General features: G+C 73.2%; 21 protein-coding genes and 1 pseudogene. 15 read left to right on the forward strand and 7 right to left on the reverse strand.

The window, feature by feature from the left end; all coding sequences use genetic code 11:
- Positions 1–186 precede the first annotated feature (186 nt).
- From GEV43_RS53325 to GEV43_RS28940, 4 genes and pseudogenes are all read left to right on the forward strand, one after another.
- A pseudogene (locus tag GEV43_RS53325) lies at positions 187–2,718 on the forward strand (DUF4118 domain-containing protein).
- Positions 2,715–3,389, forward strand: a complete 675-nt coding sequence (locus GEV43_RS28930; protein WP_160823386.1) for a response regulator — start codon at positions 2,715–2,717, stop codon at positions 3,387–3,389. Before GEV43_RS53325 ends, GEV43_RS28930 begins: the two are co-directional and overlap by 4 nt.
- Before the next feature lie 101 nt (positions 3,390–3,490).
- Positions 3,491–3,913: an OB-fold nucleic acid binding domain-containing protein gene (locus GEV43_RS28935; RefSeq protein ID WP_160823387.1), complete on the forward strand. Its 423-nt coding sequence runs from the start codon at positions 3,491–3,493 to the stop codon at positions 3,911–3,913.
- 358 nt (positions 3,914–4,271) lie between these two features.
- The gene (locus tag GEV43_RS28940) at positions 4,272–4,892 is read left to right on the forward strand and encodes a DUF3159 domain-containing protein (RefSeq protein WP_309240050.1); all 621 of its coding nucleotides are present in this window, start codon (positions 4,272–4,274) and stop codon (positions 4,890–4,892) included.
- A 77-nt stretch (positions 4,893–4,969) separates the two neighbouring features.
- On the opposite strand, the gene GEV43_RS28945 is transcribed toward GEV43_RS28940, so the two are convergent.
- Together GEV43_RS28945 and GEV43_RS28950 are read right to left on the reverse strand one after the other, a co-directional pair.
- The gene (locus tag GEV43_RS28945) at positions 4,970–5,629 is read right to left on the reverse strand and encodes a TrkA family potassium uptake protein (RefSeq protein WP_160823388.1); all 660 of its coding nucleotides are present in this window, start codon (positions 5,627–5,629) and stop codon (positions 4,970–4,972) included.
- On the reverse strand, positions 5,629–6,294 hold the full coding sequence (locus GEV43_RS28950; RefSeq protein WP_160823389.1) for a TrkA family potassium uptake protein: 666 nt from the start codon (positions 6,292–6,294) through the stop codon (positions 5,629–5,631). Before GEV43_RS28950 ends, GEV43_RS28945 begins: the two co-directional genes overlap by 1 nt.
- 205 nt (positions 6,295–6,499) lie before the next feature.
- Between GEV43_RS28950 and GEV43_RS55240 the strand changes: the two genes are divergently transcribed.
- The 4 genes from GEV43_RS55240 (at position 6,500) to GEV43_RS28965 (ending at position 11,188) form a co-directional block, all read left to right on the forward strand.
- Entirely contained in the window at positions 6,500–6,898 is a 399-nt protein-coding gene (locus tag GEV43_RS55240) for a hypothetical protein (RefSeq protein ID WP_241683081.1), read from the forward strand.
- A 5-nt stretch (positions 6,899–6,903) separates the two neighbouring features.
- The gene (locus GEV43_RS28955; protein WP_241683082.1) at positions 6,904–8,520 is read left to right on the forward strand and encodes an APC family permease; all 1,617 of its coding nucleotides are present in this window, start codon (positions 6,904–6,906) and stop codon (positions 8,518–8,520) included.
- Positions 8,510–9,892: a class I SAM-dependent RNA methyltransferase gene (locus GEV43_RS28960; RefSeq protein ID WP_309239889.1), complete on the forward strand. Its 1,383-nt coding sequence runs from the start codon at positions 8,510–8,512 to the stop codon at positions 9,890–9,892. Before GEV43_RS28955 ends, GEV43_RS28960 begins: the two co-directional genes overlap by 11 nt.
- A gap of 81 nt (positions 9,893–9,973) precedes the next feature.
- Entirely contained in the window at positions 9,974–11,188 is a 1,215-nt protein-coding gene (locus GEV43_RS28965) for a helix-turn-helix domain-containing protein (protein WP_160823390.1), read from the forward strand.
- A 438-nt stretch (positions 11,189–11,626) separates the two neighbouring features.
- Here GEV43_RS28965 and GEV43_RS28970 read toward each other — a convergent pair whose 3' ends face one another.
- The 3 genes from GEV43_RS28970 to GEV43_RS28980 form a co-directional block, all read right to left on the reverse strand.
- Positions 11,627–12,628, reverse strand: a complete 1,002-nt coding sequence (locus tag GEV43_RS28970) for an isopenicillin N synthase family oxygenase (protein ID WP_160823391.1) — start codon at positions 12,626–12,628, stop codon at positions 11,627–11,629.
- Between the two features lie 156 nt (positions 12,629–12,784).
- Entirely contained in the window at positions 12,785–13,252 is a 468-nt protein-coding gene (locus tag GEV43_RS28975; RefSeq protein ID WP_160823392.1) for a hemerythrin domain-containing protein, read from the reverse strand.
- Between the two features lie 96 nt (positions 13,253–13,348).
- Complete coding sequence (locus GEV43_RS28980) at positions 13,349–13,660, reverse strand: hypothetical protein (protein ID WP_160823393.1); 312 nt, start codon at positions 13,658–13,660, stop codon at positions 13,349–13,351.
- A 200-nt stretch (positions 13,661–13,860) separates the two neighbouring features.
- Here GEV43_RS28980 and GEV43_RS28985 point away from each other — a divergent pair, with 200 nt between their 5' ends.
- The gene (locus GEV43_RS28985) at positions 13,861–14,247 is read left to right on the forward strand and encodes a helix-turn-helix domain-containing protein (protein ID WP_160823394.1); all 387 of its coding nucleotides are present in this window, start codon (positions 13,861–13,863) and stop codon (positions 14,245–14,247) included.
- A 124-nt stretch (positions 14,248–14,371) separates the two neighbouring features.
- Complete coding sequence (locus GEV43_RS28990; RefSeq protein ID WP_160823395.1) at positions 14,372–14,692, forward strand: hypothetical protein; 321 nt, start codon at positions 14,372–14,374, stop codon at positions 14,690–14,692.
- Between the two features lie 69 nt (positions 14,693–14,761).
- Here GEV43_RS28990 and GEV43_RS28995 read toward each other — a convergent pair whose 3' ends face one another.
- Positions 14,762–15,790: a glycoside hydrolase domain-containing protein gene (locus tag GEV43_RS28995; RefSeq protein ID WP_160823396.1), complete on the reverse strand. Its 1,029-nt coding sequence runs from the start codon at positions 15,788–15,790 to the stop codon at positions 14,762–14,764.
- A gap of 145 nt (positions 15,791–15,935) precedes the next feature.
- On the opposite strand from GEV43_RS28995, the gene GEV43_RS29000 reads away from it, so the two are divergent.
- Positions 15,936–16,862 carry an LLM class F420-dependent oxidoreductase gene (locus GEV43_RS29000; RefSeq protein ID WP_160823397.1) on the forward strand — a complete coding sequence of 309 codons (927 nt, stop codon included), beginning with the start codon at positions 15,936–15,938 and terminating at the stop codon, positions 16,860–16,862.
- A gap of 97 nt (positions 16,863–16,959) precedes the next feature.
- Here GEV43_RS29000 and GEV43_RS29005 read toward each other — a convergent pair whose 3' ends face one another.
- A complete protein-coding gene (locus tag GEV43_RS29005) occupies positions 16,960–18,690 on the reverse strand; it encodes an MFS transporter (protein ID WP_160823398.1) in 1,731 nt (576 codons plus the stop codon).
- Between the two features lie 198 nt (positions 18,691–18,888).
- Here GEV43_RS29005 and GEV43_RS29010 point away from each other — a divergent pair, with 198 nt between their 5' ends.
- The 4 genes from GEV43_RS29010 (at position 18,889) to GEV43_RS29025 (ending at position 24,745) form a co-directional block, all read left to right on the forward strand.
- Positions 18,889–19,593 (forward strand): TetR/AcrR family transcriptional regulator C-terminal domain-containing protein, encoded by a 705-nt coding sequence (locus tag GEV43_RS29010; RefSeq protein ID WP_160823399.1) that lies wholly within the window; start codon positions 18,889–18,891, stop codon positions 19,591–19,593.
- Between the two features lie 180 nt (positions 19,594–19,773).
- Complete coding sequence (locus tag GEV43_RS29015; protein WP_309239890.1) at positions 19,774–20,613, forward strand: DUF3152 domain-containing protein; 840 nt, start codon at positions 19,774–19,776, stop codon at positions 20,611–20,613.
- 71 nt (positions 20,614–20,684) lie between these two features.
- The gene (locus tag GEV43_RS29020) at positions 20,685–22,169 is read left to right on the forward strand and encodes a 3' terminal RNA ribose 2'-O-methyltransferase Hen1 (RefSeq protein ID WP_160823400.1); all 1,485 of its coding nucleotides are present in this window, start codon (positions 20,685–20,687) and stop codon (positions 22,167–22,169) included.
- Positions 22,166–24,745 (forward strand): polynucleotide kinase-phosphatase, encoded by a 2,580-nt coding sequence (locus GEV43_RS29025; protein ID WP_160823401.1) that lies wholly within the window; start codon positions 22,166–22,168, stop codon positions 24,743–24,745. The genes GEV43_RS29020 and GEV43_RS29025 overlap by 4 nt, the downstream gene beginning before the upstream one ends.
- Positions 24,746–24,758: the final 13 nt, after the last annotated feature.

Below are 24,758 nucleotides of genomic sequence, written 5' to 3' on the forward strand. Positions count from 1 at the left end.
GCCGTTCGCCCCGTTTCGACGCAGGTCACCGCGCACGAGGCGGCTCGTGGCGGGACGTGGCGCTTTGGTAGATTCCGCCGGGCCCCCGAAGGGCATGTCACCGCTGGGAGGACGATCACTGTGGGGGCACGCGGCACGCTCCGGATCTACCTGGGCGCGGCGCCCGGCGTCGGCAAGACGTTCGCCATGCTCGGCGAGGGCCACCGCAGGCTCGCGCGCGGCGCGGACGTGGTCGCCGGGCTCGTCGAGACCCACGGGCGGCGCCGCACCGCCGAGCTGCTCGCGGGCCTGGAGGTCGTGCCGCGGCGGGAGGCGGCCTACCGCGACGCGGCGTTCACCGAGATGGACGTGGACGCGGTGCTCGCCCGGCGCCCCGAGATCGCGCTGGTGGACGAGCTCGCGCACACCAACGTGCCCGGCTCCCGGCACGCCAAGCGCTGGCAGGACGTCGAGGAGCTCCTCGACGCGGGCGTCGACGTGATCTCGACGCTGAACGTCCAGCACCTGGAGTCGCTGAACGACGTCGTCGAGCGGATCACCGGCGTCCGGCAGCACGAGACCGTCCCCGACGAGGTGGTGCGCCGCGCCGACCAGATCGAGCTGGTCGACATGTCCCCGAGGCGCTGCGCCGCCGCCTCGCGCACGGCAACGTGTACGCCCCGAGAAGGTGGACGCCGCGCTCGCCCACTACTTCCGCGTCGGCAACCTCGCCGCGCTGCGCGAGCTGGCCCTGCTGTGGGTCGCCGACCGCGTGGACGAGGGCCTCGCCCGCTACCGCGACCAGCACGGCATCACCGAGCCCTGGGAGGCCAGGGAGCGGATCGTCGTCGGCCTCACCGGCGGCCCCGAGGGCGGCACGCTGATCCGCCGGGCCGCGCGGATCGCCGCCCGCGCGGGCCGCGCCGACCTGCTGGCCGTGCACGTCGGCCGCAGCGACGGGCTCGCCGAACGGCCCTCGCCGCGGGAGCTGGCCCGGCAGCGCGACCTGGTCGAGAGCGTCGGCGGCAGCTACCACCGCGTCCTCGGCGACGACGTCCCGACCGCGCTGGTCGAGTTCACCCGCGGCGTCAACGCCACCCAGATCGTGCTCGGACGAGCCGGCGGCGCGGCTGGCAGTTCGTGTTCGGGCCCGGCGTCGGCGCGACCGTGGCCCGCGAGTCCGGCGACGTGGACGTCCACCTGGTCACGCACGAGCACGCCGGCAAGGGGCGCGGCCTCGTCCGCGTCGCCGGGAGCCCGCTCGGCGCGCGGCGCCGCGCGGGCGGGTGGGCGCTGGCGCTGCTCGGGCCCCTGCTGCTGGCGCCGCTGCTCACCGTCCGGGGCGTCCACCCGGGCCTGAACACCGACATGCTGCTGTTCCTGACGATGACCGTCTGCGTCGCGCTGGTCGGCGGGCTGTGGCCCGCCGTCGCCGCGGCGGTCCTCGGGTTCCTGCTGCTCAACTGGTTCTTCACGCCGCCGCTGCACACCCTGACGATCGGCGAGCCCGCCAACACCCTGGCCCTCGCCGTCTTCGTGGCGGTCGCCGTGGCGGTGTCGTCCGTCGTGGACCTCGCGGCGCGGCGCAGCCGTCAGGCCGCCCGCGCCAACGCCGAGGCCGAGACCCTCAGCCTGCTCGCGGCGAGCGTGCTGCGCGGCGAGAAGGCCCTGCCCGCCCTGCTGGAGCGCGTGCGCGAGACGTTCGGCGTGCGGTCCGTCGCCCTGCTCGAACGCGCCGACGGGGGCTGGCGCGCCGTCGGGTCGACCGGACCGGACCCGGCCGCCGACCCCGAGTCCGCCGAGGCCACCGCCCGCGTCGGCGACGGCCCGGTGCTGGCGCTGAGCGGACGGGTGCTGCCCGCCGCCGACCGGCGCGTGCTGTCGGCGTTCGCGTCCCAGGCCGAGGAGGTCCTGGAGTGGCGGCGGCTCGCCGAGGAGGCCGCGCGCGCCCGGCGGCTCGCCGAGGGCGACCGGATCCGCACCGCGCTGCTCGCCGCCGTCTCGCACGACCTGCGCACCCCGCTCGCCTCGATCAAGGCCGGGGTGAGCAGCCTGCGCGCCACCGACGTCGTCTGGGACCCCGAGGACGAGGCCGAGCTGCTGGCCTCGGTCGAGGAGTCCGCCGACCGGCTGGACGGCCTGATCGGCAACCTGCTCGACATGAGCCGCCTCCAGACCGGCGTCGTGACCCCGCTGATCCGTCCCGTCGCGGTGGAGGAGGTGCTGCCCGCCGCGCTGGTCAACGTCCCGCAGGACCGCGTCACGGTGGACGTCCCGGAGGACCTCGCCCCGGTCCTCGCCGACGCCGGGCTCCTCGAACGCGCCCTCGCCAACGTGGTCGAGAACGCCGCCCGGCACGGCCGCGACCGCGTCCTCGTCACCGCGAGCGAGCTGCGCGCCACCGGGCCCGGGGGCCTGGGCGGGGCCGGGGGAGCAGCGGGAGCCGGGGACGCCCGGGTGGAGATCCGCGTGGTCGACCGCGGGCCCGGAGTGCCCGACGACGCGAAGGAGCGGATGTTCGCCCCGTTCCAGCGGCTCGGCGACGCGCCCCGGGGGACCGGGGTCGGGCTCGGCCTCGCCGTCGCCCGCGGCTTCGTCGCCGCGATGGGCGGCGGGCTCCAGCCGGAGGACACGCCCGGCGGCGGCCTGACCATGGTCTTCACCCTGCCCCCCGCCCCGCCGGCCCCCGGGCCGGAGGAGCATGATCGGGGGGAACGGCACGAGGAGGAGGGGGCGTGACCCGCGTTCTGGTCGTCGACGACGAGCCGCAGATCGTCCGCGCGCTGCGGATCAACCTGCGCGCCAGGGGCTACGAGGTGGACGCGGCGGCGGACGGCAGGGCCGCGCTCGACCTCGCCGCGCGCCGCCACCCGGACGTGGTGCTGCTCGACCTCGGCCTGCCCGACATGGACGGCACCGACGTGATCAAGGGGCTGCGCGGCTGGCTGAGCGTCCCGATCATCGTGCTGTCGGCCCGGCACGCGTCCGCGGAGAAGGTCGAGGCCCTCGACGCCGGAGCCGACGACTACGTCACCAAGCCGTTCGGCATGGACGAGCTGCTCGCCCGGCTGCGCGCCGCCGTCCGCCGGTCCGCGCCCGCCGAGGAGGCCGCGGTGGTGTCCACCGGCACGTTCACCGTGGACCTGGCGGCCAAGAAGGTCGTGCGGGACGGCGCGGACGTGCGGCTCACCCCCACCGAGTGGCACATCCTGGAGGTGCTGGTCCGCAACGCCGGGCGGCTCGTCGGCCAGCGGCAGCTCCTGCGCGAGGTGTGGGGCCCCACGTACGAGACCGAGACCAACTACCTGCGCGTCTACCTGGCCCAGCTCCGCCGCAAGCTGGAGGCCGACCCCGCGCACCCCCGGCACCTGATCACCGAGCCCGGGATGGGCTACCGGTTCGAGGGCTGAGCGGCGGCGGTCCGGAGCGCCGCATCCGGATAGCCGGACCTGGGGTGATTCATCCGGTGGGGATGGTCCGATTCACCCCGTGATGCCATACGCTTCCCATCATGGACGAGGTTCCGGCCCGCACATCGCCGGGCGGCGACACTCCGGAGGCCGACCGCGGTCGCGGCGGCCTGCGCCGCTTCCTGCGGCGGATGGCTTCGAGCAAGGAGGAGCTGGAGGCCGAGGAGCTTCAGAAGGCCGGCGGCGACGAGGGCGCGACGCCCATCACCGCGTGCGGCACCCGCAAGCGCCACTGCGTTGCGGGTACGCTACGTACGGTGACGCTGCGCCCGCGCGGCGGTGCCCCGGCCCTGGAGGCCGAGCTGTACGACGGCACCGACGTGATCAACCTGGTCTGGCTCGGCCGCCGCCGCATCGCCGGGATCGACCCCGGCCGGCGGCTCCGCGCCGAAGGGCTGGTCAGCGTGCAGGACGGGCGCAAGGTCATGTTCAACCCCCGGTACGAGCTCCGCGGAACGTCGTGAGCGGCCGCCGGACCGGGGAGGCGGCGTGAACGGACCGGAAGCGAACGGGAGAGACGGCGTGGGCTCAGACGTGTCACCGGCGAAGGCCGGGCCGGCGCGCCCCGGCGCGGCCGAGTCCGAGGAGGGCGCGGCGCAGGCCCCCGAGGCCGCGCCCCGCGCGGGCGGCGCGGCGCGGGCCCCTGAGGCGGCGCCTCGCGCCGGCGGCGTGGCGGAAGCGCCCCAGACCGGGGTGTCCGGCGTGGCGGGGACGCCCGAGGCGGCGGAGGGCGCGCAGGGCCCTGAGGCGGCGAACGGCGCGGCGGAGGGCGCGGAGGGCCCCGGGGCCGCCGAGTCCGACGAGGAGCGCGCGCACGACACCGTGGAGGCCGCGGTACGGGCCCAGCTCACCAAGGCCCTCGGCGGGGTGCGGGGCATGGTCGAGGCCGCCGTCCCCACGATCGGCTTCACCGCCACCTACGTGGCGGCCGACGAGCTCAAGCTCGCCGTCGGCGTCGGGGTCGGCGCGGCGGTGCTCCTGCTGATCGTCCGCGTCGCGCAGCGCTCCAGCCCGCAGTTCGTCCTCAACAGCCTCATCGGCATCGCCATCGCGGCGTTCTTCGCGCTGCGGTCCGGCAAGGCCGAGGACGCGTTCGTCCCCGGCATCCTGCTGAACGCCGCCTACGGCGCCGGGATGCTGCTGTCGATCGTGGTCCGCTGGCCGGTCGTCGGGTTCATCATCGGCTCGGTCACCGGCGACCCGACCGCCTGGCGCTCCGACCCCGGCATCGTCCGGCTCTGCTCGCGGCTCACCTGGCTGCTGCTGGTCCCGTGCGCGCTGCGGGTGGCCGTCCAGTACCCGATCTACCTCGCCAGCGGCGACCAGAGCGGCCTGCTCGGCGCCGCCAAGATCGCGATGGGCTGGCCCCTCCAGGTCGCCGCCCTCGCCGCGATGGTCTGGCTCCTCGCCCGCGGCCGTACCCCGCTCACGCGCCAGACCTAGAAGCGCCCCGGCCCGTTCGCCCAAAACACCGGCGCCCGCTCTCGTTCGAGCGGGCGCCGTCGTGCGGGGCGGTGCGGTCAGCGGGCGCCGAGGAGTTCGGCCAGCTCGTCCTCGACGTCCTGGGTGGCGACGAACATCAGCTCGTCGCCCGGCTCCAGCGTGTCGTCGGAGGTCGGGACGAGGACCCGGCCCTCGCGCAGGATCGCGACGAGCGCGGTGTCGCGCGGCCAGCTCACCGAGCCGACCCGCTCGCCGCCGAGCGGCGCGTCGTCGGGGAGGGTCAGCTCGACCAGGTTGGCCTCGCCCTGGCGGAACGTCATCAGGCGGACGAGGTCGCCGACGCTGACGGCCTCCTCGACCAGGGCCGACAGCAGGCGCGGCGTGGACACGGCGACGTCCACGCCCCACGACTCGTTGAACAGCCACTCGTTCTTGGGGTGGTTGATCCGGGCGACGACCCTCGGCACGCCGTACTCGGTCTTGGCCAGCAGCGAGACGACGAGGTTGACCTTGTCGTCCCCGGACGACGCCACCACGACCTGGCAGCGTTCGAGGGCCGCGTCGTCCAGCGCGGAGATCTCGCAGGCGTCGGCCAGCAGCCACTCGGCGCGCGGCACCATCTCGACCTTGATCGCCTTGGGGCTCTTGTCGATCAGGAGCACCTCGTGGCCGTTCTCCAGCAGCTCCTGGGCGATGGACCGGCCGACGGCGCCGGCGCCCGCGATCGCGACGCGCATCAGGAGTCCTCCCCGTTCCCCGCGGCGACGGCCGCGTTGACGCGCTCGAGATCGTCGGCGCGGGCCATGATGTGCACGATGTCGCCGTCCTGGATCACGGTGTCGGACTGCGGGACGAGCGCCTCGCCCATCCGGGACAGGAACGCGACGCGGGTGCCCGCGGCCTCCTCCAGCCCGGCGACCTTCTGCCCCACCCAGGACGGCCCGGTCTCCAGCTCGGCGAGCACGACCGCGCCGGTCGGGTCGCGCCAGAGCGGCTCGGCGCCCTCGGGCAGCAGCCGCCGCAGGATCTGGTCGGCGGTCCAGCGGACCGTCGCGACGGTCGGGATGCCGAGCCGCTGGTAGACCTCGGCGCGCCGGGGGTCGTAGATCCGCGCCACCACGTTGTCGACGCCGAACGTCTCGCGGGCCACCCGGGCGGAGATGATGTTGGAGTTGTCGCCGGAGCTGACCGCGACGAACGCCGACGCCTGCTCGATGCCCGCCTCGGCGATCACGTCCCGGTCGAACCCGAACCCGGTGATCCGGCGCCCCCGGAAACCGCTGCGCAGCCGCCGGAACGCCTCGGGGCTCTGGTCGATGATGGCCACCGAATGACCCTTGTCCTCAAGGATGTGGGCGAGCGTCGAGCCGACCCGCCCGCACCCCATGATCACGATATGCACGGCCGCCTCATCGTCTCCACTCCGGAAAGATCCTGCCGGGCTGCAAAACTACACATCCGCCCAGGCGAGTACTACCCAACCAGCTTCCGGCGCGACCCGTGAAACCGTTCTTCCGAAAGTGTTCACCACGCCCCGGGCGGGGACATAAAAGGGGCGTCAACGCCAACGGCTAGAGTCTCGTCCCGTGTCGAAGGTTCCGGACCTTGTGAAGCGGGTGCTTCTGGGCCGCGCGCTGAGCAGCGCCCAGCAGCACGAGCAGCTTCTACCCAAGCGCATCGCGCTGCCGGTCTTCGCGAGCGACGCCCTGTCGTCGGTCGCGTACGCGCCGCAGGAGATCCTGCTCGCCCTCGGGGCGGGCGGTCTCGTGATGTACCACTACACCCCCTGGGTGGCCGCGGCCGTGGTGGTGATCCTGCTCACCGTGGTCGCCTCGTACCGGCAGAACGTCCGGGCCTACCAGAGCGGCGGCGGCGACTTCGAGGTCGCCACCGAGAACCTCGGCTCCAACTGGGGTGTGCTCGTCGCGAGCGCCCTGCTCGTCGACTACGTGCTGACCGTCGCGGTCTCGGTGTCGTCCGGGGTGGAGAACCTCGGGCCCTGCTGAAGTTCATGCAGCCGCACGAGGTGGCGGTGGCGATCGGCATCGTGGTCCTGCTGACGATCGGCAACCTGCGGGGCCTGAAGGAGGCCGGCGTCGCCTTCGCCGTCCCGACGTACCTGTTCATGTTCGCCATCGGCAGCATGCTGCTGTGGGGCGTCACGCGCCTGGCGTTCGGGACGGAGCTGAAGGCCGAGACCGCCGGGTACGAGCTGCACGGCGGCGAGGACGTCGCGGGCTTCGCGCTGGTCTTCCTGCTGCTGCGGGCGTTCTCGTCCGGCTGCGCGGCGCTGACCGGCGTCGAGGCGATCTCCAACGGCGTCCCGGCGTTCAAGAAGCCGAAGGGCGAGAACGCGGCCCGGACCCTGCTGATGCTCGGCGTCGTCGCGATGACCATGTTCGGCGGCGTCACCGCGTTCGCGTTCATCACCGACGCCAAGTTCGCCGACCAGGACCTGTTCCTGGTCAAGCCCGGCACCGGCGAGCGGGTCTCCGACTCCGACCCGGTGATCGCGCAGGTCGCGCACACCGTGTTCAGCAACTTCACGCCCGGCTTCGCGCTGGTCGCGTGCATGACCGCGCTGATCCTGTTCCTGGCCGCCAACACCGCGTTCAACGGGTTCCCGGTGCTCGGGTCCGTCCTCGCCCAGAACCGCTACCTGCCGCGCCAGCTCCACACCCGCGGCGACCGGCTCGCGTTCAGCAACGGGATCATCATCCTCGCCACCATGGCGGGCCTGCTGATCTACGCCTACGACGCGTCGGTGAGCAAGCTGATCCCGCTCTACACCGTCGGCGTGTTCGTGTCGTTCACCGTCAGCCAGGTCGGGATGGTCCGGCACTGGAACCGGCTGCTGGCGGGCGAGCAGGACCCGGCGCAGCGCCGCCGGATGAGGACCTCCCGGGCGATCAACGCGTTCGGCGCGATGCTCACCGGCGTCGTGCTGGTCGTCGTGCTGATCACCAAGTTCGCCCTCGGCGCCTACATCGTGTGCATCGCGATGCCGGTGCTGTTCCTGCTGATGCGCGCGATCCGGCGGCACTACGACCGGGTCGCCGAGGAGCTCGTCCCGTCCGGCGAGGACGTCGCGCTGCCCGCCCGCAACCACGCCATCGTGCTCGTCTCCAAGATCCACAAGCCGACCCTGCGGGCCCTGGCGTACGCCCGCGCGACCCGGCCGTCCAGCCTGGAGGCCGTCACCGTCGCCGTGGACGCCGAGGAGTCGCAGCGGCTCCAGGAGGAGTGGGACGCGCTGGACGTGCCCGTCCCCCTCAAGATCCTCGACTCGCCGTACCGGGAGATCACCCGGCCCGTCCTGGACTACGTCAAGAGCGTCCGCCGCCGCAGCCCCCGCGACGTCGTCACCGTGTTCATCCCCGAGTACGTCGTCGGGCACTGGTGGGAGCAGCTCCTGCACAACCAGAGCGCCCTGCGGCTCAAGGGCCGCCTGCTCTTCCAGCCCGGCGTCATGGTGACCAGCGTCGCCTGGCAGCTCCACTCCTCCGACCGGCTGAAGGGCCGGATCGAGCCGCCCGGCCCCGGCTCGTCCCGCCGCCCGCCCCGCACCCCGCCCGAGCAGGACGGAGCGCGCGCCGGTGGCGGTATCGTTTCGGAACGTGACAGCTGATCTCGGTCCCGACGACCCCGCCCCCGCCGGCGACGGCCCCGCGCTGGGCGACCTCCTCGACCTGGAGGTCGGCAACGTCGCCAACGGCGGGTTCTGCGTGGCCCGGCACGAGGGCCGCGTCGTCTTCGTCCGGCACGCCCTGCCCGGCGAACGGGTCCGGGCCCGCGTCACCGACGTCACCAAGAACTTCCTGCGCGCCGACGCCGAGGAGGTCCTGACCGCCTCGCCCGACCGCGTCGAGGCGCCGTGCCCGTTCGCCGGCCCCGGCCGCTGCGGCGGCTGCGACTGGCAGCACGCGTCCCTGCCCGCCCAGCGCCGGCTGAAGGCGGCGGTCGTCGAGGAGCAGCTCCAGCGCCTCGCCGGGATCACCCGCACCGTCCTGGTCGAGGAGGTGCCCTACCCGGTCTCCGACGAGTTCACCCCGGCGCCGGGGCTCGGCTGGCGCACCCGCGTCCAGTTCGCCGTCGTGAACGGCGACGTCGGCCTGCGCCGCCACCGCTCCCACGACATCGAGCCGATCGACGAGTGCCTGATCGCGCACCCGGGCGTCGAGCTGATGGGCATCGAGCGCAAGCGCTGGCCCGGCGCGAGCGGCGTCGAGGGCATCGTGTCGTCCACCACCGGCGACCGCCTCGTGGTGCTGCGGGGCCGCGACCGCCGCAAGATCCGCGTCCCGCGCCTGGACGTGCCCGTGCGCCTCGTCCGCGGCAAGCCCGAGCCGGGCGCCAACCTCCCGTACGTCCGCGAGGAGGTGTCCGGGCGGATGTTCCAGGTCAGCGGCAGCGGCTTCTGGCAGGTCCACCCGGGCGCCGCGCAGCTCCTCGCCGACGCCGTCGTCGCCGCCCTCGAACCGAAGCCCGGCGACATCGCCCTCGACCTCTACTGCGGCGTCGGCCTGTTCACCGGCGTCCTCGCCGACCGGATCGGCCGCGACGGCCTCGTCGTCGGCGTCGAGTCCGACGGCCAGGCCGTCCGCGACGCCAAGTTCAACCTGCGCGACCTGCCGAACGTCGCGATCGAGCGCGGCCCGGTCGAGGAGGTCGTCGCCGACCTGGAGTTCGGCCGCGCCGACGGCTCGGACCGTTCGCAGAACAAGCGCGGCGGCCGGGGCCACCAGGGCGGCGCCCGCGTCCGCCGCGCCGACCTCGTCGTCCTCGACCCGCCCCGCACCGGCGCGGGCAGGCAGGTCGTCGACCAGATCACCCGCCTCGCCGGCCGCAAGATCGCCTACGTCTCCTGCGACCCCGCCACCCTGGCCCGCGACCTGGCCTACTTCAGCGAACGAGGCTGGGTCCTGGACACCCTCCGCGCCTTCGACGCCTTCCCCATGACCCAGCACGTCGAATGCCTCGCCACCCTCGTCAAGGGCTGACCCGGACCGAGCGTCCGTGACGGGATCGGGGCGCGCGCCGTAGCCTGACGTCGTCGAGACGCACGGGAAGGTGCGAGGCCGATGCCTGACGGGATCACCATCGGAACCCGGCTGCGGGCCCTGCGCCGCTGGCGCGGAATGAGCCTGGACGAACTCGCGGGCCTCACCGGCCTCAGCAAGTCGTTCCTGTCCCGCGCCGAGCGCGGGCAGCGGACCCTGGACCGCCGTTCCCACCTCGCCGCGCTGGCGTCCGCGCTGCGGATCAGCGAGTCGGACCTCGTCGGCGGACCGCACCTGTCCGCCGACCCCGTGCAGTCCGCCCCGCACACGCACGTTCCCGCGCTCCGGGTCGCGCTTCAGTCGAACTCTCTGCTGTCGCCCGCGACGGACCGCGCCCGGCCCCTGCCGGACCTGGCCGCCGCCCTGCGGTCCCAGATCGAGCCGCTCCGCCGCGCGTGCGACTACACCGCCATCGGCGCCCTCCTTCCCGACATCCTGGACGAACTTCACGTGCACGTGGCGGCTCCGGCCGACGAGGCCGTACAGCGGCAGGCGCTGGAACTCCTGGTCGAGGCGTGCGTGTGCGCCGCGTTCACGGCCAAGAACCTCGGCTACGTCGACCTCGCGTACGTCGCCGCGAACCGCGCGATGGAGGCGGCGAGGTTCCTCAACGATCCGGTCCAGATCGGGAAGGCGGAGTTCCTGCGCGCGCAGACCATGCCGAAGACCGCATGGGACCGCGTGCTGCTCTCCACGGAGCGCGCCGCCGACGCCTTGGAGCCGCACGTGAACGGCGCGTCCGGCCACGAGGTGCTGGGGATGCTGACGCTGTCCGCGTCGCTGGCCGCTGCCTCCGTCCGCGACGGCGAGCGTGCCGAGCACTGGCTGGACGAGGCGAGGCGGATCGCCGCGCGCGTGCCGGACGAGCCGCTGGCGAACTGGCAGTCGTTCTCGGCGACGAACGTCGGCGTCTGGGACGTGACGGTCGGCGTCGAACGGGGCGTGGCTGGGGCGGGCGTCCTCGAACTCACCGGGGCGGTGCGCGAGGAGAAGCTCGGCCGCTCGTCGCGGCGTGCCGCCTACCTCGCGGATGTCGGACGCGGCCTGGCGCGCGACCCCCGGACGAGGGGCGATGCGGTGCGGTGGCTCCAGCGCGCGGAGCGCGTCGCGCCGCAGCGCATCCGCAACTCGGTCGCCGTCCGCGAATCGATCGCGGTGATGCTCGAACAGGCCCGGGTCGCCTCGCAGGGACGTGAGCTGCGAGGGATGGCAGCCCGGATGGGCGTGCCGCACTGACGCGTTCCCGCTGGGAGTAAGACCGTTGCCGCATGGCAACTCCTACTGTCACGGCGCGCATACGTTCTGTGTCCATGGACGCGATACGACACCTGGGGTACCTCCGTTCCGAGCTGATCGCGCGGAAGTGGAGGGCGGAGATTCGGTCCCGGCCGAACGGTGAGGTTCTGCATGTGCAGAATCCGGCGTTCGCTCGGATGGATGGCGAGATCGCTTGCGAGGACGACGTCTTCCGCTGGTCCTGGGGCCGGTCATCGAGCCCGTGACGGCGGTGACGGGTGTCGCGGACCGCGTCGTGTACGTGCTGCGCGACGTCGGGCCATGACCGCACGCGCGTAGCGGGCCGTACGGGACACAGCGACCCCGAGGGACGGGGGGACGCGCGGCCGGTGCCTGCGCCCGCCCCTCGTCGGGCACCGGCCGCGCCGTTCAGTCCAGTTACTGGGCTGGGGCGAACAGTTTCTGCATTTTCATGGCCATCCATTCTCCGGCGATGACGGATTCGGGTGGCTGTTGGCCGGGGACGGAGTCGAGGGACGGGAGCGGCTCGATGACGGCGTCGTGGTTGGGCTGGAAGAAGAACGGGACGGACAGGCGTGAGGACGTGTCCGCCCTATCGGGGTTGACCACCCGGTGCATGGTCGAGACCCACCGTCCGCCGGTCCACAGGGCCATCAGGTCGCCGATGTTGATGACGAAGCTGCCGGGGATGGCGCGGACGTCGCGCCAGGTGTTCTCGCCTTGCAGTACCTGGAGCCCTCCGGTGTCGTCCTGCTGGTACAGGACGGTCAGTCCGCCGAAGTCGGTGTGGGCGCCCCTGCGGAGTTGTCCGGGCAGCGGTTCGTCCACCTGGGGGTAGTAGTAATTGGCGACGAGTGAGGAGACGTGCCGGTCGAACTTGCCGTCGAAATGGTCCTCGTCCAATCCGAGGGCGCGGGCGCACAGGCGGAGCAGGTCGGTCGACAGCGCGTGGAGCGCGTTCATGTACTCTATCCAGGTGTCCTTGAAATCGGCCGGCTCCTCCGGCCACAGATTGGCCAGCTTCCAGGTCGCCGGATAATCGCCGAGCGCCTCGCGTTCGGCGTCGCTCAGTTCTCCCGTGACGTGTACGCCGAAGGATTCGCACAGATCGGGCGGTGTCCTGCGGTCGAGGCTCTGGGCGGTGGTGCCTCCGGACGGGCGGAACCCGGAGTAGCCGGGGCGGCTCGCCGCACGGTCCTTCTCGGCGTCGGGGAGCGTGAAGAACGCGGTGGTCGCCGTTCGCATCCGGTCGATGAGCTCGGGCGGGACCCCGTGGCCGACGATGACGAAGAAGCCCGAGGTCCGGCATGCCCTGCCGATCGCCTCGGCCAGCGCGGCGCGTCCGAACGCGCCGTCCCTGGTGGAGATGTCGATGACCGGTACGTACCCGTCGACCATGGTGACCGATTCTGGATTCATGGAGTGCCTCCTGTATGCCATGACTTCCAGTGTCACGTTGAATCGGTCCCGGAGACTTTCCGTCTCCCGCGATGCGGGCCACCAGCGATGATCAGTCGGCAACCTTCAAAGGGAAGGGAGGCGTCGGCCCGTGAGGCACCGGACGGGGCGGGGCGGTCAGGCGTTGCCGAGCATTCGGTGCTTTTCGCTTTCCGGGGCATCGAGGGAACGGAGCGCATGGCTCAGATAGCCCTCTTCGTAGGCGAAATGGGCCTTCATGACGGCCTTGATGTCGTTGATCTGCTGGAAGAGCCGCTGGGGCGAGGTCTCCGGGGAGTCCAGGCTCTGCTGGAAGTCCGCGAGGAGCTGTGAGAGGACTTGGTGCTCGCGCTTCAAACGCGTTATCGCGGGCTCCAGTTCGGGCATCCGGTCCAGCAGGGCCGGGAAGAGGTCGGCGTCCTCGCTGCGGTGATGGCTTCCAAGGGCGGTGCAGAAGGTGAAGCAGAAGTCGCGGAGTTCGGGTTCGAGAGCCTGGGCCCGTACGCCGGAGCGGATCGCCTTTCGCGCGTCCTCCAGTGCCTTCTCCAGGCGGTGGTGGACGTTCTGCAACTCCATGTGCCAGGCGAAGACGCGGTTGCGCAGCATGGCTTCCTTTCGGGGACGTGGGGGCGGGAGCGCGGCGGGCCGTGGCCGGTGGAGGGTCGGGCAGCGGCCCGCCGCGGGTTCGTGGCCCGGGGCCGTCTAGCGGCTGAGCACCGCGGCCAGGAGCGCCACGGCCACCGAGGCGCTCGCGGCGATCAGGGACAGCAGCGCGACCGTGTGCCGGAAGCGGCTGTCCAGGTGGCCGCGGGTGACCTGCTCGCGCTGGATCGCGCCGACGCGGTCCTCCAGCTCGCCGATCTGGCGGGTCTGCGCGTCCAGTTGCCGCTCGCTCAGCTCGTTGCGCTGGAACAGCAGCGCGAGCTGGCCCTCCAGGTTGGCCAGGCGCACGTCGAAGCCGCGCCGCAGCTCCGACAGGGCCAGTTCCATGGTGATCGGTCCTTCCTCTGTCACGGGTTACCCGCCCCTTCGTTGGTGTCGGGGCCGCGCGGGGGACCTGGGAGGAGGTCCGTGTCGGGCGGACCCGGGGACCACCTTAGGTACCTATCAGTAATATTACAAGGATCAACCGGTAAATAACGGAAAGTCCGGTGTAAGAAATATTCTTCTGGTGGTTACTGGATGTTCCTTAATGTTTCCGCCATGCTGGGAGGATGGCTGGAGAGCTGGACCGGGGGAGGATCGCCAAGTACGTCGTGGCCCGGCGCGGATCGCTCGGCCTGACCCAGGAGCAGCTCGCCGAGCGGGCCGGGGTCACGGTCAAGACGATCTACAACCTGGAGGCGGGCGACCGCTGGCCCCAGGCGCGCACGCGCAGCGCGATCGAGGACGCCCTGCAATGGCGGCCCGGCGACCTGATCAGGATCGGCGAGGGGAACGAGCCGGCGGGGGCGCAGCCGCCCGTGGACGCCGACCGGGCGCTGCGGGAGCTCGGCGAGCTGAACGCCTACTTCGCCGACCTGCGCGCCGATCCCGGCGACAAGCGGCGGATGGCGCTCGCGTTCCTGCGCGCCCTGTACGGGGAGCCGGACGGACGGTGACCTTTTCCGGAGTCTGAAAAGATTTCCTGTTATGACCGGTTGTTGCGGTCACTGACAAGCGTGCAGACTGGGGTTGCCGATCCAGGTCAGGAGCCCGCCTCGCGCGGGCGGAGGAGTGTCACCGATGCGCGCACGCGGCGTCCGTGCCCAGTGGACCCGCGGTGCCACGGCCGCCTGCGCGGGGGCCGCGGCCGGGGCGGCGGCGGGCGCCGCCGCGATCGCGCTCGGCGACGGCGCGGGGACGATGGCGGTCGTCAACACCGGTCTGGCGGTCGGCGTCGCCGGCCTGTCGGTCACGGTCGCGGGCCTCGGGGCGGCCGTCGTCCGGCTCTCCCGCGACCTGCGCGAGCAGCGCCGCCACCTGTCCCGGCACATCGAGGCCCAGACCCGCGCCCTGCACCACGCCGCCCGCCTCGCCGCCGACCACATCGACGAGAAGCACTGACCGGCGGATGGGGTGGGTGCCGGTCGGCCGCCTCCGGTAGTTCCGGGCCCACCCCCCGGTGGGCCCGGGCTACCTCCAGTAGAGGACCTTGGCGGTGCCTGCGGAGAGCTTGGCGGCGCTCGGGCCGTGCTGGACGACCTGGAAGCGGACGCGGTGGTCCTCGCCGACGGTGTCGGCCGACACCCCGTACAGCAGGTTCGTCTCGTCGCCGACGGACGCGAAGTCCTGCACGGCGCCCTCCTCGAACTTGCCGGTGTCGTTGACGTCGACCTCGATCGCGCGGGCCTGGATGCGGGTGCCCGCGGGCACGCCCTCCACCCGTACGGACGCGGTGAGCGCGTAGCGCGCCGGGCCGGTGAGGACGCTCGGCCCGCCCTCGTCATTGTGCTGGTGGTTGGAGTCGGCGTACTCGGTGTCCCACGTCACGGTGGTCCACTCGCCCGGCTTGAGCTGCTGCTCGGCCTTGGCGCCGACGGACACGTAGTCGGGCATGTCGTCGTCCCCTCCGGGCGAGACGCCGACGCGCCACTGCCCGTAGTCGCTCTTGATCGCGCGGTCGTAGTCGACGCCCACGCCGTTGATCGTGTGGTCGTTGGAGTACTGCTGGAGCTGGGCGCGCAGGTCCCACTTGCCGCCGGACCAGGCGTAGGTCTGCCAGGCGTACGCCGCCTTGCCCGCGTCCAGGGCGCGCTTGACCGGGCCGAAGCCCGCGTACAGCCCGACCCGGTCGCGGCCGAGCACGGCGGCGGCGCCGTCGAGGTAGGCGTTGATCGCGGACTGCTGGGCGGACGAGGCGTCGAAGTCGACCGCGAAGTAGACCGGCCGGTCGGACGGCATCCCGAGCGCCGCGGCCTGCCGCGCGGCGTCCCTCGCGTCGTCCTCGCCCGCGCCGCGCCCGGCGAGCGCCCGGTTGGCGGCGCTCTCCCAGACCACCACCAGCCAGATCCCGGCGGCCGACAGCTCGTCCGCCTCGGCCTTGGTGAGGTTCTTGCCGGTGGTGTCGTGCGAGAGGTAGCGGCACGCGAACTTCGCGCCGGCGCGTTTCAGGGCCGCCGCGCCCGGACGCCCCCACGCGTAGTCGACGCCGAAGACTGCCATGTGAGCTCCATGGGTCGGAAGCGGGGTCCGGACGATTCAACCGGGATCTCCTCCCCGTCGCAGGCGAATCGCAAGGTTTCCGGCACAAGCGGCAGGGGCGACCCCGGCGGTCCGAGCGGTGTCCCGGCCGTACGAGGATGGGGTCATGCGTCTTCGGATCTTCACCGAGCCCCAGCAGGGGGCCAGTCACGAGACATTGCTCGCGGTCGCCAAGGCCACGGAGGACCTCGGCTTCGACGCGTTCTTCCGCTCCGACCACTTCCTGAAGATGGGCGACGTGCCGGGCGACCCGGGGCCGTCCGACGCCTGGATCACCCTGGCCGCGCTCGCCCGCGAGACGAGCCGGATCAGGCTCGGCACGCTGATGACCGCCGCGACGTTCCGGCTGCCCGGCCCGCTCGCGATCGCGGTCGCGCAGGTCGACCGGATGAGCGGCGGGCGCGTCGACTTCGGCGTCGGCACCGGGTGGTTCGAGCAGGAGCACACCGCGTACGGCATCCCGTTCCCGAGCCTGAACGAGCGGTTCGAGCGGCTGGAGGAGCAGCTCGACGTCATCACCGGGCTGTGGCGGACGCCGGAGGGCAAGACGTTCTCCTACGACGGCTCGTACTACACGCTCGCCGACTCGCCCGCGCTGCCGAAGCCCGAGCGGCCGGAGGGCCCGCCGGTGCTGATCGGCGGGACGGGCGCCAAGCGGACGCCGCGGCTCGCGGCCCGGTACGCCGACGAGTACAACGTGCCGTTCAACGGGGTGGACGACACGGGCGCGGCGTTCGAGCGGGTCCGGGCCGCGTGCCGGGAGGCCGGGCGGACGCGGCCGATGGTCTACTCGGCGGCGCAGGTGGTGTGCTGCGGGCGCGACGAGGCCGAGATCGCGCGCCGGGCCGAGGCGATCGGCCGGGACGTCACCGAGCTGCGCGGCAACGGCCTGGCGGGCACCCCGGCCGAACTGCTCGACAAGATCGGCAAGTTCGGCGAGCAGGGCGCCGAGTGCCTGTACCTCCAGGTGCTGGACCTGCACGATCTGGACCACCTGGAACTGCTGGCCTCCGAGGTGCTCGGCAAGCTCTGAGCCGAGCGCGCCCGGCTGGCGACCGGCCCGCGGCGTCCGGTCCGTTCGGTGAACGGGGCGGACGACGCGGGCCGGCGGCGTGCGGAGGGGGAGGGCGTCACACGGTCGCGGGGACGGCGCCGTTCTCGACGGGCTCCTGCGGGCGGGCGTGCCGGGGGAGCAGGAAGGCCGACACGAAGGTGAGGCCGAGCAGCGCCACCTCGATCCACAGCGTGATCTTCATGGCGTCGCTGAACCCCCGCTTGGCGGAGTGCTGCGCGGCGTCCCCGACGGCCCGCTGGACGGCGGGCGCGGAGGCGGGGGACGGGGCGGCGGCGATCGCGGCCCTGACGTCCCGTTCGAGCGCCTTGCACGACGCGGGCACGGCCACCGGGTCCTTCGCGGTGGAGCGGTCGTGGCCGCAGGCGCGCACGCTCCGTACGACCCGGTCCTGCTGGGCGGCGGGGACGGACGCGGCGGCGAGTCCGGCGCGCAGCCCGGAGGCGTCGCCGTCGGCGGCGCTCGTCACGTGCCCGCCGAGCAGTCCGAAGAACACCGTGCCGATGACGGCGGCGCCGAGGGCGCTGCCGAGCTGCTGGACGGCGGTGAGGGTGCCGCCCGCCGAGCCGGTCTCCTCCGGCTCGACCCCGGCGAGGACGGTGTCGAAGAACGGCGCCATCAGCAGCCCCATCCCGAGCCCGGTGACGAGCAGGGCGGGGGTGAACTGCCAGGGCGTCACGCCGATCCCGGCGAACTGGAGGGTGGTGACGATCCCGGCGACGCCGCCGGCCATGATCACGATGCCGGCGTGGATCACCGTGCGGCCGAGGCGCTGCACGGCCTGCGCGAGCCCGAACCCGACGACGATCCCCGCCGACATGGGGATCTGCGACAGCCCGGCCTTGAGCGGCGAGTAGCCGAGTCCCATCTGGACGTACAGGGAGAACACCAGGCCGAAGCCCGCCATGCCGGTGAAGAAGACGATCCCGACGACCAGGCCGCCGGTGAAGCCGCGCTTGCGGAACAGGGACGGCACGATCAGCGGGTCGCCGCCGGCGCGCTGCTTGCGCACCTCGTACCAGGCGAAGACCGCGAAGACGGCGGCGGACGCGGCCATCATCAGGAACGTCCACGCGGGCCAGTCGTACTCGCGGCCCTGGACGAGCGGGAAGACGAGCAGCCCGGCGCCGAGTGAGGCGAGCGCCGCGCCGGTGAGGTCGAGGCGCGAGGCGTGCTCGCCGCGCCCGGACGGCAGGTAGCGCAGCCCGGCGAGCACGGCGGCGAGGCCGAGCGGCAGGTTGATCAGGAAGATCATCCGCCAGCCGGTGCCGAACAGGTCGGCGTCCACCAGCCAGCCGGCGAGCACCGGGCCGCCGACCGAGGACAGGCCCATGATCGGGCCGAACAGGCCGAACGCGGCGGCCATCTGCTTCGGCGGGAACATCTGCTTGATCATCCCGATGCCCTGCGGCAGCATCAGCGCGCCGAACAGGCCCTGCGTCACGCGGGCGCCGACCAGCATCCCGGGCGAGGTGGCGACCCCGCACAGCAGCGAGCCGAGCGTGAACCCGGCGGCGCCGATGAGGAACATCCGCCTGCGCCCGTACAGGTCGCCGAGCCGTCCGCCGGTGATGAGGCCGACCGCCATGGCCAGGGTGTAGCCGGCGGCGAGCCACTGCATGACGCTGGCCGAGCCCCCGAGCTCGGCGCGGATGGTGGGGGAGGCGATGTTGGTGATCAGCGCGTCCAGCATGTCCATCACCTCGGCGGCGAGGATCACCAGGAGCGCCGCCCAGCGCCAGCGGTAGGCGGGCGGCTCGGGACTCGCGAGGTCGGGTGCGTGGGTCATGTCGATCAGCTCCGGCGGTCGTGGAACAAAGTTCGTGATAACGAACGTTGTTCTAAGCTAGGAACAACATTCGTGTCAAGTACGATGTTCGTGACGGTTCGAGGGAGTGCTCCGACATTCCCTCTCAGGTAGAGAAGATATATCGCGTTTCCGGATAGTCAAGATGTATCGCGAGATTCGGGAGGATCCGTGCCGGCCATGCCTACCCCTCCCGGGCGCAAGCCCCGCAAGGCCGCGCCGTCCCGCAGGCCCCTCACGCAGGACGGCATCGTCGCCGCCGCCGTCCGCGTCCTCGACGCCGAGGGGCTGGACGGGGTGACCATGCGCCGGGTGGCGCAGGAGCTGGACACCGGCCCCGCCTCGCTGTACGCGCACGTCTCCGGCAAGGACGAGCTGAACGAGCTGATGCTCGACCGGGTCGCGGCGGAGGTGCGCCTGCCCGAGCCCGACCCGGAGCGGTGGCAGGAGCAGGTCAAGGAGGTGGCGCGCGAGGTCCGCCGCGTGTGGCAGGCGCACGCCGACATCGCCAGGGTCTCCCTCGCGATGGTCCCGACCGGGGCCAACCTGCTGCGGATCGCCGAGTTCCAGCTCGCCGTGATGAGCGCCGGGGGCGTGCCGCCCGCCGCCGCCGCGCTCGCCGTCGACTCCCTCGGCATGTACGTCGACGCCGAGAGCGTCGAGCGCGCCATGTACGGCACCAAGCTGGGGGAGGGCGCGTCGCCGGAGGAGCAGTTGCACACGTTCATCAGCGGGATCCGCGACTACTACAAGGCCCTGCCCCAGGACCGCTTCCCGCACATCGTCGCCATGGTGGACGAGCTGACCGCGGGCGGCGGCGACGAGCGGTTCGAGTTCGGCCTCGACATCCTGGTCCGCGGCATCGCCTCGCACGCCCGTCCCTGACGCTCCCGGCACGGACCGCGCTGACCTGCGCCTTTCCGCGAAATGATCATATTCGTGGGTGTATCTGGCATGCTGTCCTGCGCCATGCAGCCGCCACGATCACGCCCGGGCCGGCGGCGGGGGTCGTCCCATCGCCGTGGAGCCCCGCCGCAGCCCCCGCCCCCCGCCGGCTACGCCTCGGTGTACGAGTCCGAGCCGCTCGGCATGCTGGGCGACGACCTCGACCGGGAGTTCGCGGGCGCGATGCGCGCCCGGCGGCGCGGCGTCATCACCCTCGTGCTCGCGCTCGTGCTGGTGGTCGGGCTCGGCGCGGGCGGCGTCGTCGCCTGGCTCGTCCTGCCCGGCAAGAGCCCCCGCACCGCCGCGGAGCCGGACCGTTCCCAGGGCGGCGGCAGCGTCGACAAGGCCCCGCCGTCCGAGCCGGCGGTCGTCCGCCCGAAGCGCGCGCCGTACATCCCCCGGCGCGGGACCGGGAAGTTCTACCGCCCTGCCGGCGCGTCCCGGATCTACGGCCAGGGCAGGCTGCTGCGCTACATGGTCGAGGTCGAGGGCGGCCTCCGGCAGAACCCGCGCGTGTTCGCGGCCGGCGTGGACCGCATCCTCGGCGACCCGCGCGGCTGGACGGCCGGCGGCAAGTGGGCGTTCCGGCGGGTCGACTCCGGCCCGTACGACTTCGTCGTCCGCCTCGCCTCCCCGGGGACGGTCGACAAGATCTGCGGCGCGTACGGCATGACCACCGAGGGCAAGGTCAATTGCAGCGCGGGCAAGCAGGTCGTCGTCAACCTGCGCCGCTGGCTGCTGCTCACCACGTACTACCGGGGGCAGCCCGAGCACTACCGCGCGCTGGTCATCAACCACGAGGTCGGCCACCGCCTCGGCTTCGGCCACATGACGTGCCCCGGGCACGGGCGCGCCGCGCCGGTCATGCAGCAGCAGATCTTCGGGCTGAAGGGCTGCCGGATCAACGGCTGGCCGTACGACCGCAGGGGGCGCTTCCTCGGCGGCCCGTCCGTCCCCTGAGCGGCTCCCCGCGAGGGCGGCGCCCGGAAAACCACTGGGGGCGGGGCGAGGGCGTCCAGCACACTTGTGCCGTGCTTCTGACGATCTCCACCACCATGCCCGGCGCGTCCGACCTGGGGTACCTGCTGCACAAGCATCCTGAACGCGTGCAGCGGTTCGACCAGTCGTACGGCACCGCGCACGTCTTCTACCCCGACGCGGACGGCGCGCGCTGCACGGCGGCGCTGCTGCTCGACGTGGACCCGGTGCGGCTCGTCCGCACGCGCGGCAAGGGCACGCCCGACTTCTCGCTCGGGCAGTACGTGAACGACCGGCCGTACGCCGCGTCGTCGCTGCTGGCGTCCGCGATGGCGGGCGTGTTCCGCACGGCGATGCGCGGCCGGTGCGACGCGCGGCCCGAGCTGGCCGCCGCGCCGATGCCGCTGGAGATCACGCTGCCCGCGCTGCCGTGCCGGGGAGGGGCGCGCCAGGCCGAACGGTTCTTCGCGCCGCTCGGCTGGGACGTGTCGGCCGTCCCCGTGCCGCTGGACCCGGAGTTCCCCGAGTGGGGCGACTCCCGCTACGTGACGCTGACGCTCAGCGGCACGCTGCGGCTCGCGGACGCGCTGAACCAGCTCTACGTGCTGCTGCCCGTCCTGGACGAGGCCAAGCACTACTGGATCGCGCCCGACGAGGTCGACAAGCTCGTCCGCGCGGGCGAGGGCTGGCTCGCCGCCCACCCGGAGCGGAACGCCATCACCCGCCGCTACCTCGCGAACCGGCGCGCGCTCGTCCGCGCGGCCCTCGGCCGCCTCGCCGACTCCGAGGGCGCGCCCGAGGACGCCCTCGACCGCGTCGAGATCGACGAGGAGCCGACCCCCGCTGAGTCCGAGACCGCCGAGTCCGAGACCGCCGAGGGCGCGCCGTCCGAGGGCGCGCCGTCCGCCGAAGGCGAGGCTGCCGAGCCCGTCGCCGTGCCGCTCGCCGAACGGCGCGCCCAGGCGGTCGTGGAGGCGCTGCGCGGCGAGGACGCCCGCCGCGTCATCGACCTCGGCTGCGGTTCGGGGAGGCTGCTGGCCCGCCTCCTCCAGGACGCGTTCTTCAGCGAGGTCGCGGGCGCGGACGTGTCGTACCGCGCGCTCGCGATGGCCCGGCGGCGCCTGCGCCTGGACACCCGGCCGCGCCGCGACGGGGACCGGCTGCGCGACGTGTTCCAGGGCGCGCTGACGTACGCCGACGAGCGCTTCCAGGGGTACGACGCGGCCGTGCTGATGGAGGTGGTCGAGCACGTCGACCCACCGCGCCTCGCCGCGGTCGAGCGGGTCGTGTTCGGGCGCGCGGCGCCGCGCGTGGTGGTCGTCACCACGCCGAACGCCGAGTACAACGTCCGCTACGAGGGGATGGAGCCGGGGGCCGTGCGCCACCCCGACCACCGCTTCGAGTGGACCAGGGAGGAGTTCCGGGCCTGGGCCGGGCGCGTCGCGGGCGCGTACGGCTACCGGGTCCGGCACGTGCCGGTCGGCGGCGAGGACCCCGAGGTGGGCGCGCCGACCCAGCTGGGGGTGTTCAGCCGATGACCGAGATCAGGGTGCCCGAGATGGGGCTGGTCGTGCTGGTCGGCGTGTCCGGCTCGGGCAAGTCGTACTTCGCGCGCAGGCACTTCGCGCCGACGCAGGTGGTGTCGTCCGACTTCTGCCGCGGCGTGGTGTCCGACGACGAGAACGACCAGTCCGCGAGCGCCGACGCGTTCGACCTGCTGCACCACATCGTCCGCACGCGGCTGCGGCGCGGCCTGCTGACGGTCGTGGACGCCACCAACGTGCGGCCGAACGCGCGGCAGGCGCTGCTCCAGATCGCCAAGGAGCACGACGTGCTGTCCGTCGCGATCGTCCTGGACGTCCCCGAGCGGGTCGCCGCCGAACGGAACGCGGCCCGCCCCGACCGCCGCGACCTGCCCGCGCACGTGATCCCGAGGCAGCGCCGCGAGCTGCGCCGGAGCCTGCGCGCGCTCGGCCGCGAGTTCAAGCGGTCCTACGTCCTGACGGGCGTGGACGAGATCGACGCGGCGACGATCGCGTACGAGAAGGCGTGGAACGACCGGCGGGAGCTGACCGGGCCGTTCGACGTCGTCGGCGACGTGCACGGCTGCCGCGCCGAGCTGGAGGACCTGCTCGGCGACCTCGGCTACGAGGTCGAGCGCGACGGGCAGGGCCGCGCCGTCGGCGCGAGCCACCCGGGCGGCCGGACCGCCGTGTTCGTCGGCGACCTCGTCGACCGCGGCCCGGACACCCCCGGCGTGCTGCGCCTGGTCATGGGCATGGTCGGGGCGGGCGACGCGCTGTGCGTCTCCGGCAACCACGAGGCGAAGCTCGTGCGCGCGCTGCGCGGCCGGAAGGTGCGGGTCGCGCACGGGCTCGCCGAGTCGCTGGAGCAGCTCGGCGCGGAGACCGAGGAGTTCCGGGCCGCCGCGCTGGCGTTCATGGACGGGCTCATCTCGCACTACGTGCTGGACGGCGGCCGCCTCGTCGTCGCGCACGCCGGGCTGAAGGAGGACTACCACGGGCGCGCGTCCGGCCGGGTCCGCTCGTTCGCGCTGTACGGCGACACCACCGGCGAGACCGACGAGTACGGGCTGCCCGTCCGCTACCCGTGGGCGCGCGACTACCGGGGCCGGGCGACGGTCGTGTACGGCCACACGCCCACCCCGGAGGCCGAGTGGATCAACAACACGATCTGCCTCGACACCGGCGCGGTGTTCGGCGGGCGGCTGACCGCGCTGCGCTACCCGGAGCGCGAGCTCGTCGCGCGCCCGGCGCGGCGCGTCTGGTACGAGCCGGTCCGCCCGCTGTCCGCGGAGGCCGGGGCCGGGGGCGGGGCCGCGCCGGTCGGCGGCGGCCACCGCGAGAGCGACGTCCTGAAGATCGAGGACGTGCTCGGCAACGGCGGCGTCGAGACGCGGCTGATGGGCCGCGTGACCGTACGGGAGGAGAACGCGCTGGCGGCGCTGGAGGTGATGAGCCGGTTCGCGATCGACCCGCGCTGGCTGGTGTACCTGCCGCCGACGATGGCGCCCGCCGAGACGTCCGCGCTGCCCGGGTACCTGGAGCACCCCGCCGAGGCGCTCGCCGCGTACCGCGACAAGGGCGTCGTGCGGGTGGTCTGCGAGGAGAAGCACATGGGGTCGCGCGCCGTCGTGGTCGTCTGCCGCGACGCGGACGCGGCGCGCGCCCGGTTCGGCGTGGACGACGGCACGACCGGCGCCGTCTACACCCGTACGGGCCGCGCGTTCTTCCGCGACCCCGCCCGCACGGCCGCGGTCCTGGACCGGGTCCGCGCCGCAGCGGACGCGGCCGGGCTGTGGGACGAGTTGGACACCGGCTGGCTCGTTCTCGACTGCGAGCTGCTGCCCTGGTCGGCGAAGGCGATGGACCTGATCCGCACCCAGTACGCGGCGACCGGCGCGGCGGCGCGGGCGGCGCTGCCGGTGGCGTTCCGGGCGCTGGCGCGGGCGGCGGAGCGCGGCCTGGACGTCGGCGGCCTGCGCGAGCGCGTCGAGGCGCGGACGGCCAACGCGGCGCTGTTCCGCGACGCCTACGCCCGCTACTGCTGGACGGTCGACGGGCTGGACGGGGTGCGCCTCGCCCCGTTCCAGATCCTGGCGGGGGAGGGGTCGGCGTGGGCGTCGCTGCGCGACCACGACTGGCACCTCGCGGCGGCGGAACGGCTCGCCGCCGCCGACCCGACCGGAATGCTCATGGGGACCGCGTCGCTGGCCGTGGACCTCCTCGGCGCGGACGGGCCCGAGGCCGAGGCGGTCGCGTGGTGGGAGAAGCTCACCGCGGCGGGCGGCGAGGGGATGGTCGTCAAGCCGCTCGGGCCGTTCCCCGAGGGCGTGAAGACGCAGCCCGGGATCAAGTGCCGGGGGCGCGAGTACCTGCGGATCATCTACGGCCCGGACTACACCGAGCCCGTCGACCTGGAGCGGCTGCGCGGCCGTTCGCTCGGCCGCAAGCGCTCGCTCGCGATGCGCGAGCACGCGCTCGGGCTGGAGGCGCTGGACCGGCTGGCGGGCGGCGAGCCGCTGTGGCGGATCCACCAGGCGGTGTTCGCGGTGCTGGCCCTGGAGTCCGAGCCGGTCGACCCCCGGCTCTGACCGGCGCGTCGCG

It is taken from the genome of Actinomadura sp. J1-007, from assembly GCF_009793335.1.
Taxonomy (GTDB): Bacteria; Actinomycetota; Actinomycetes; order Streptosporangiales; family Streptosporangiaceae; genus Spirillospora; species Spirillospora yumaensis.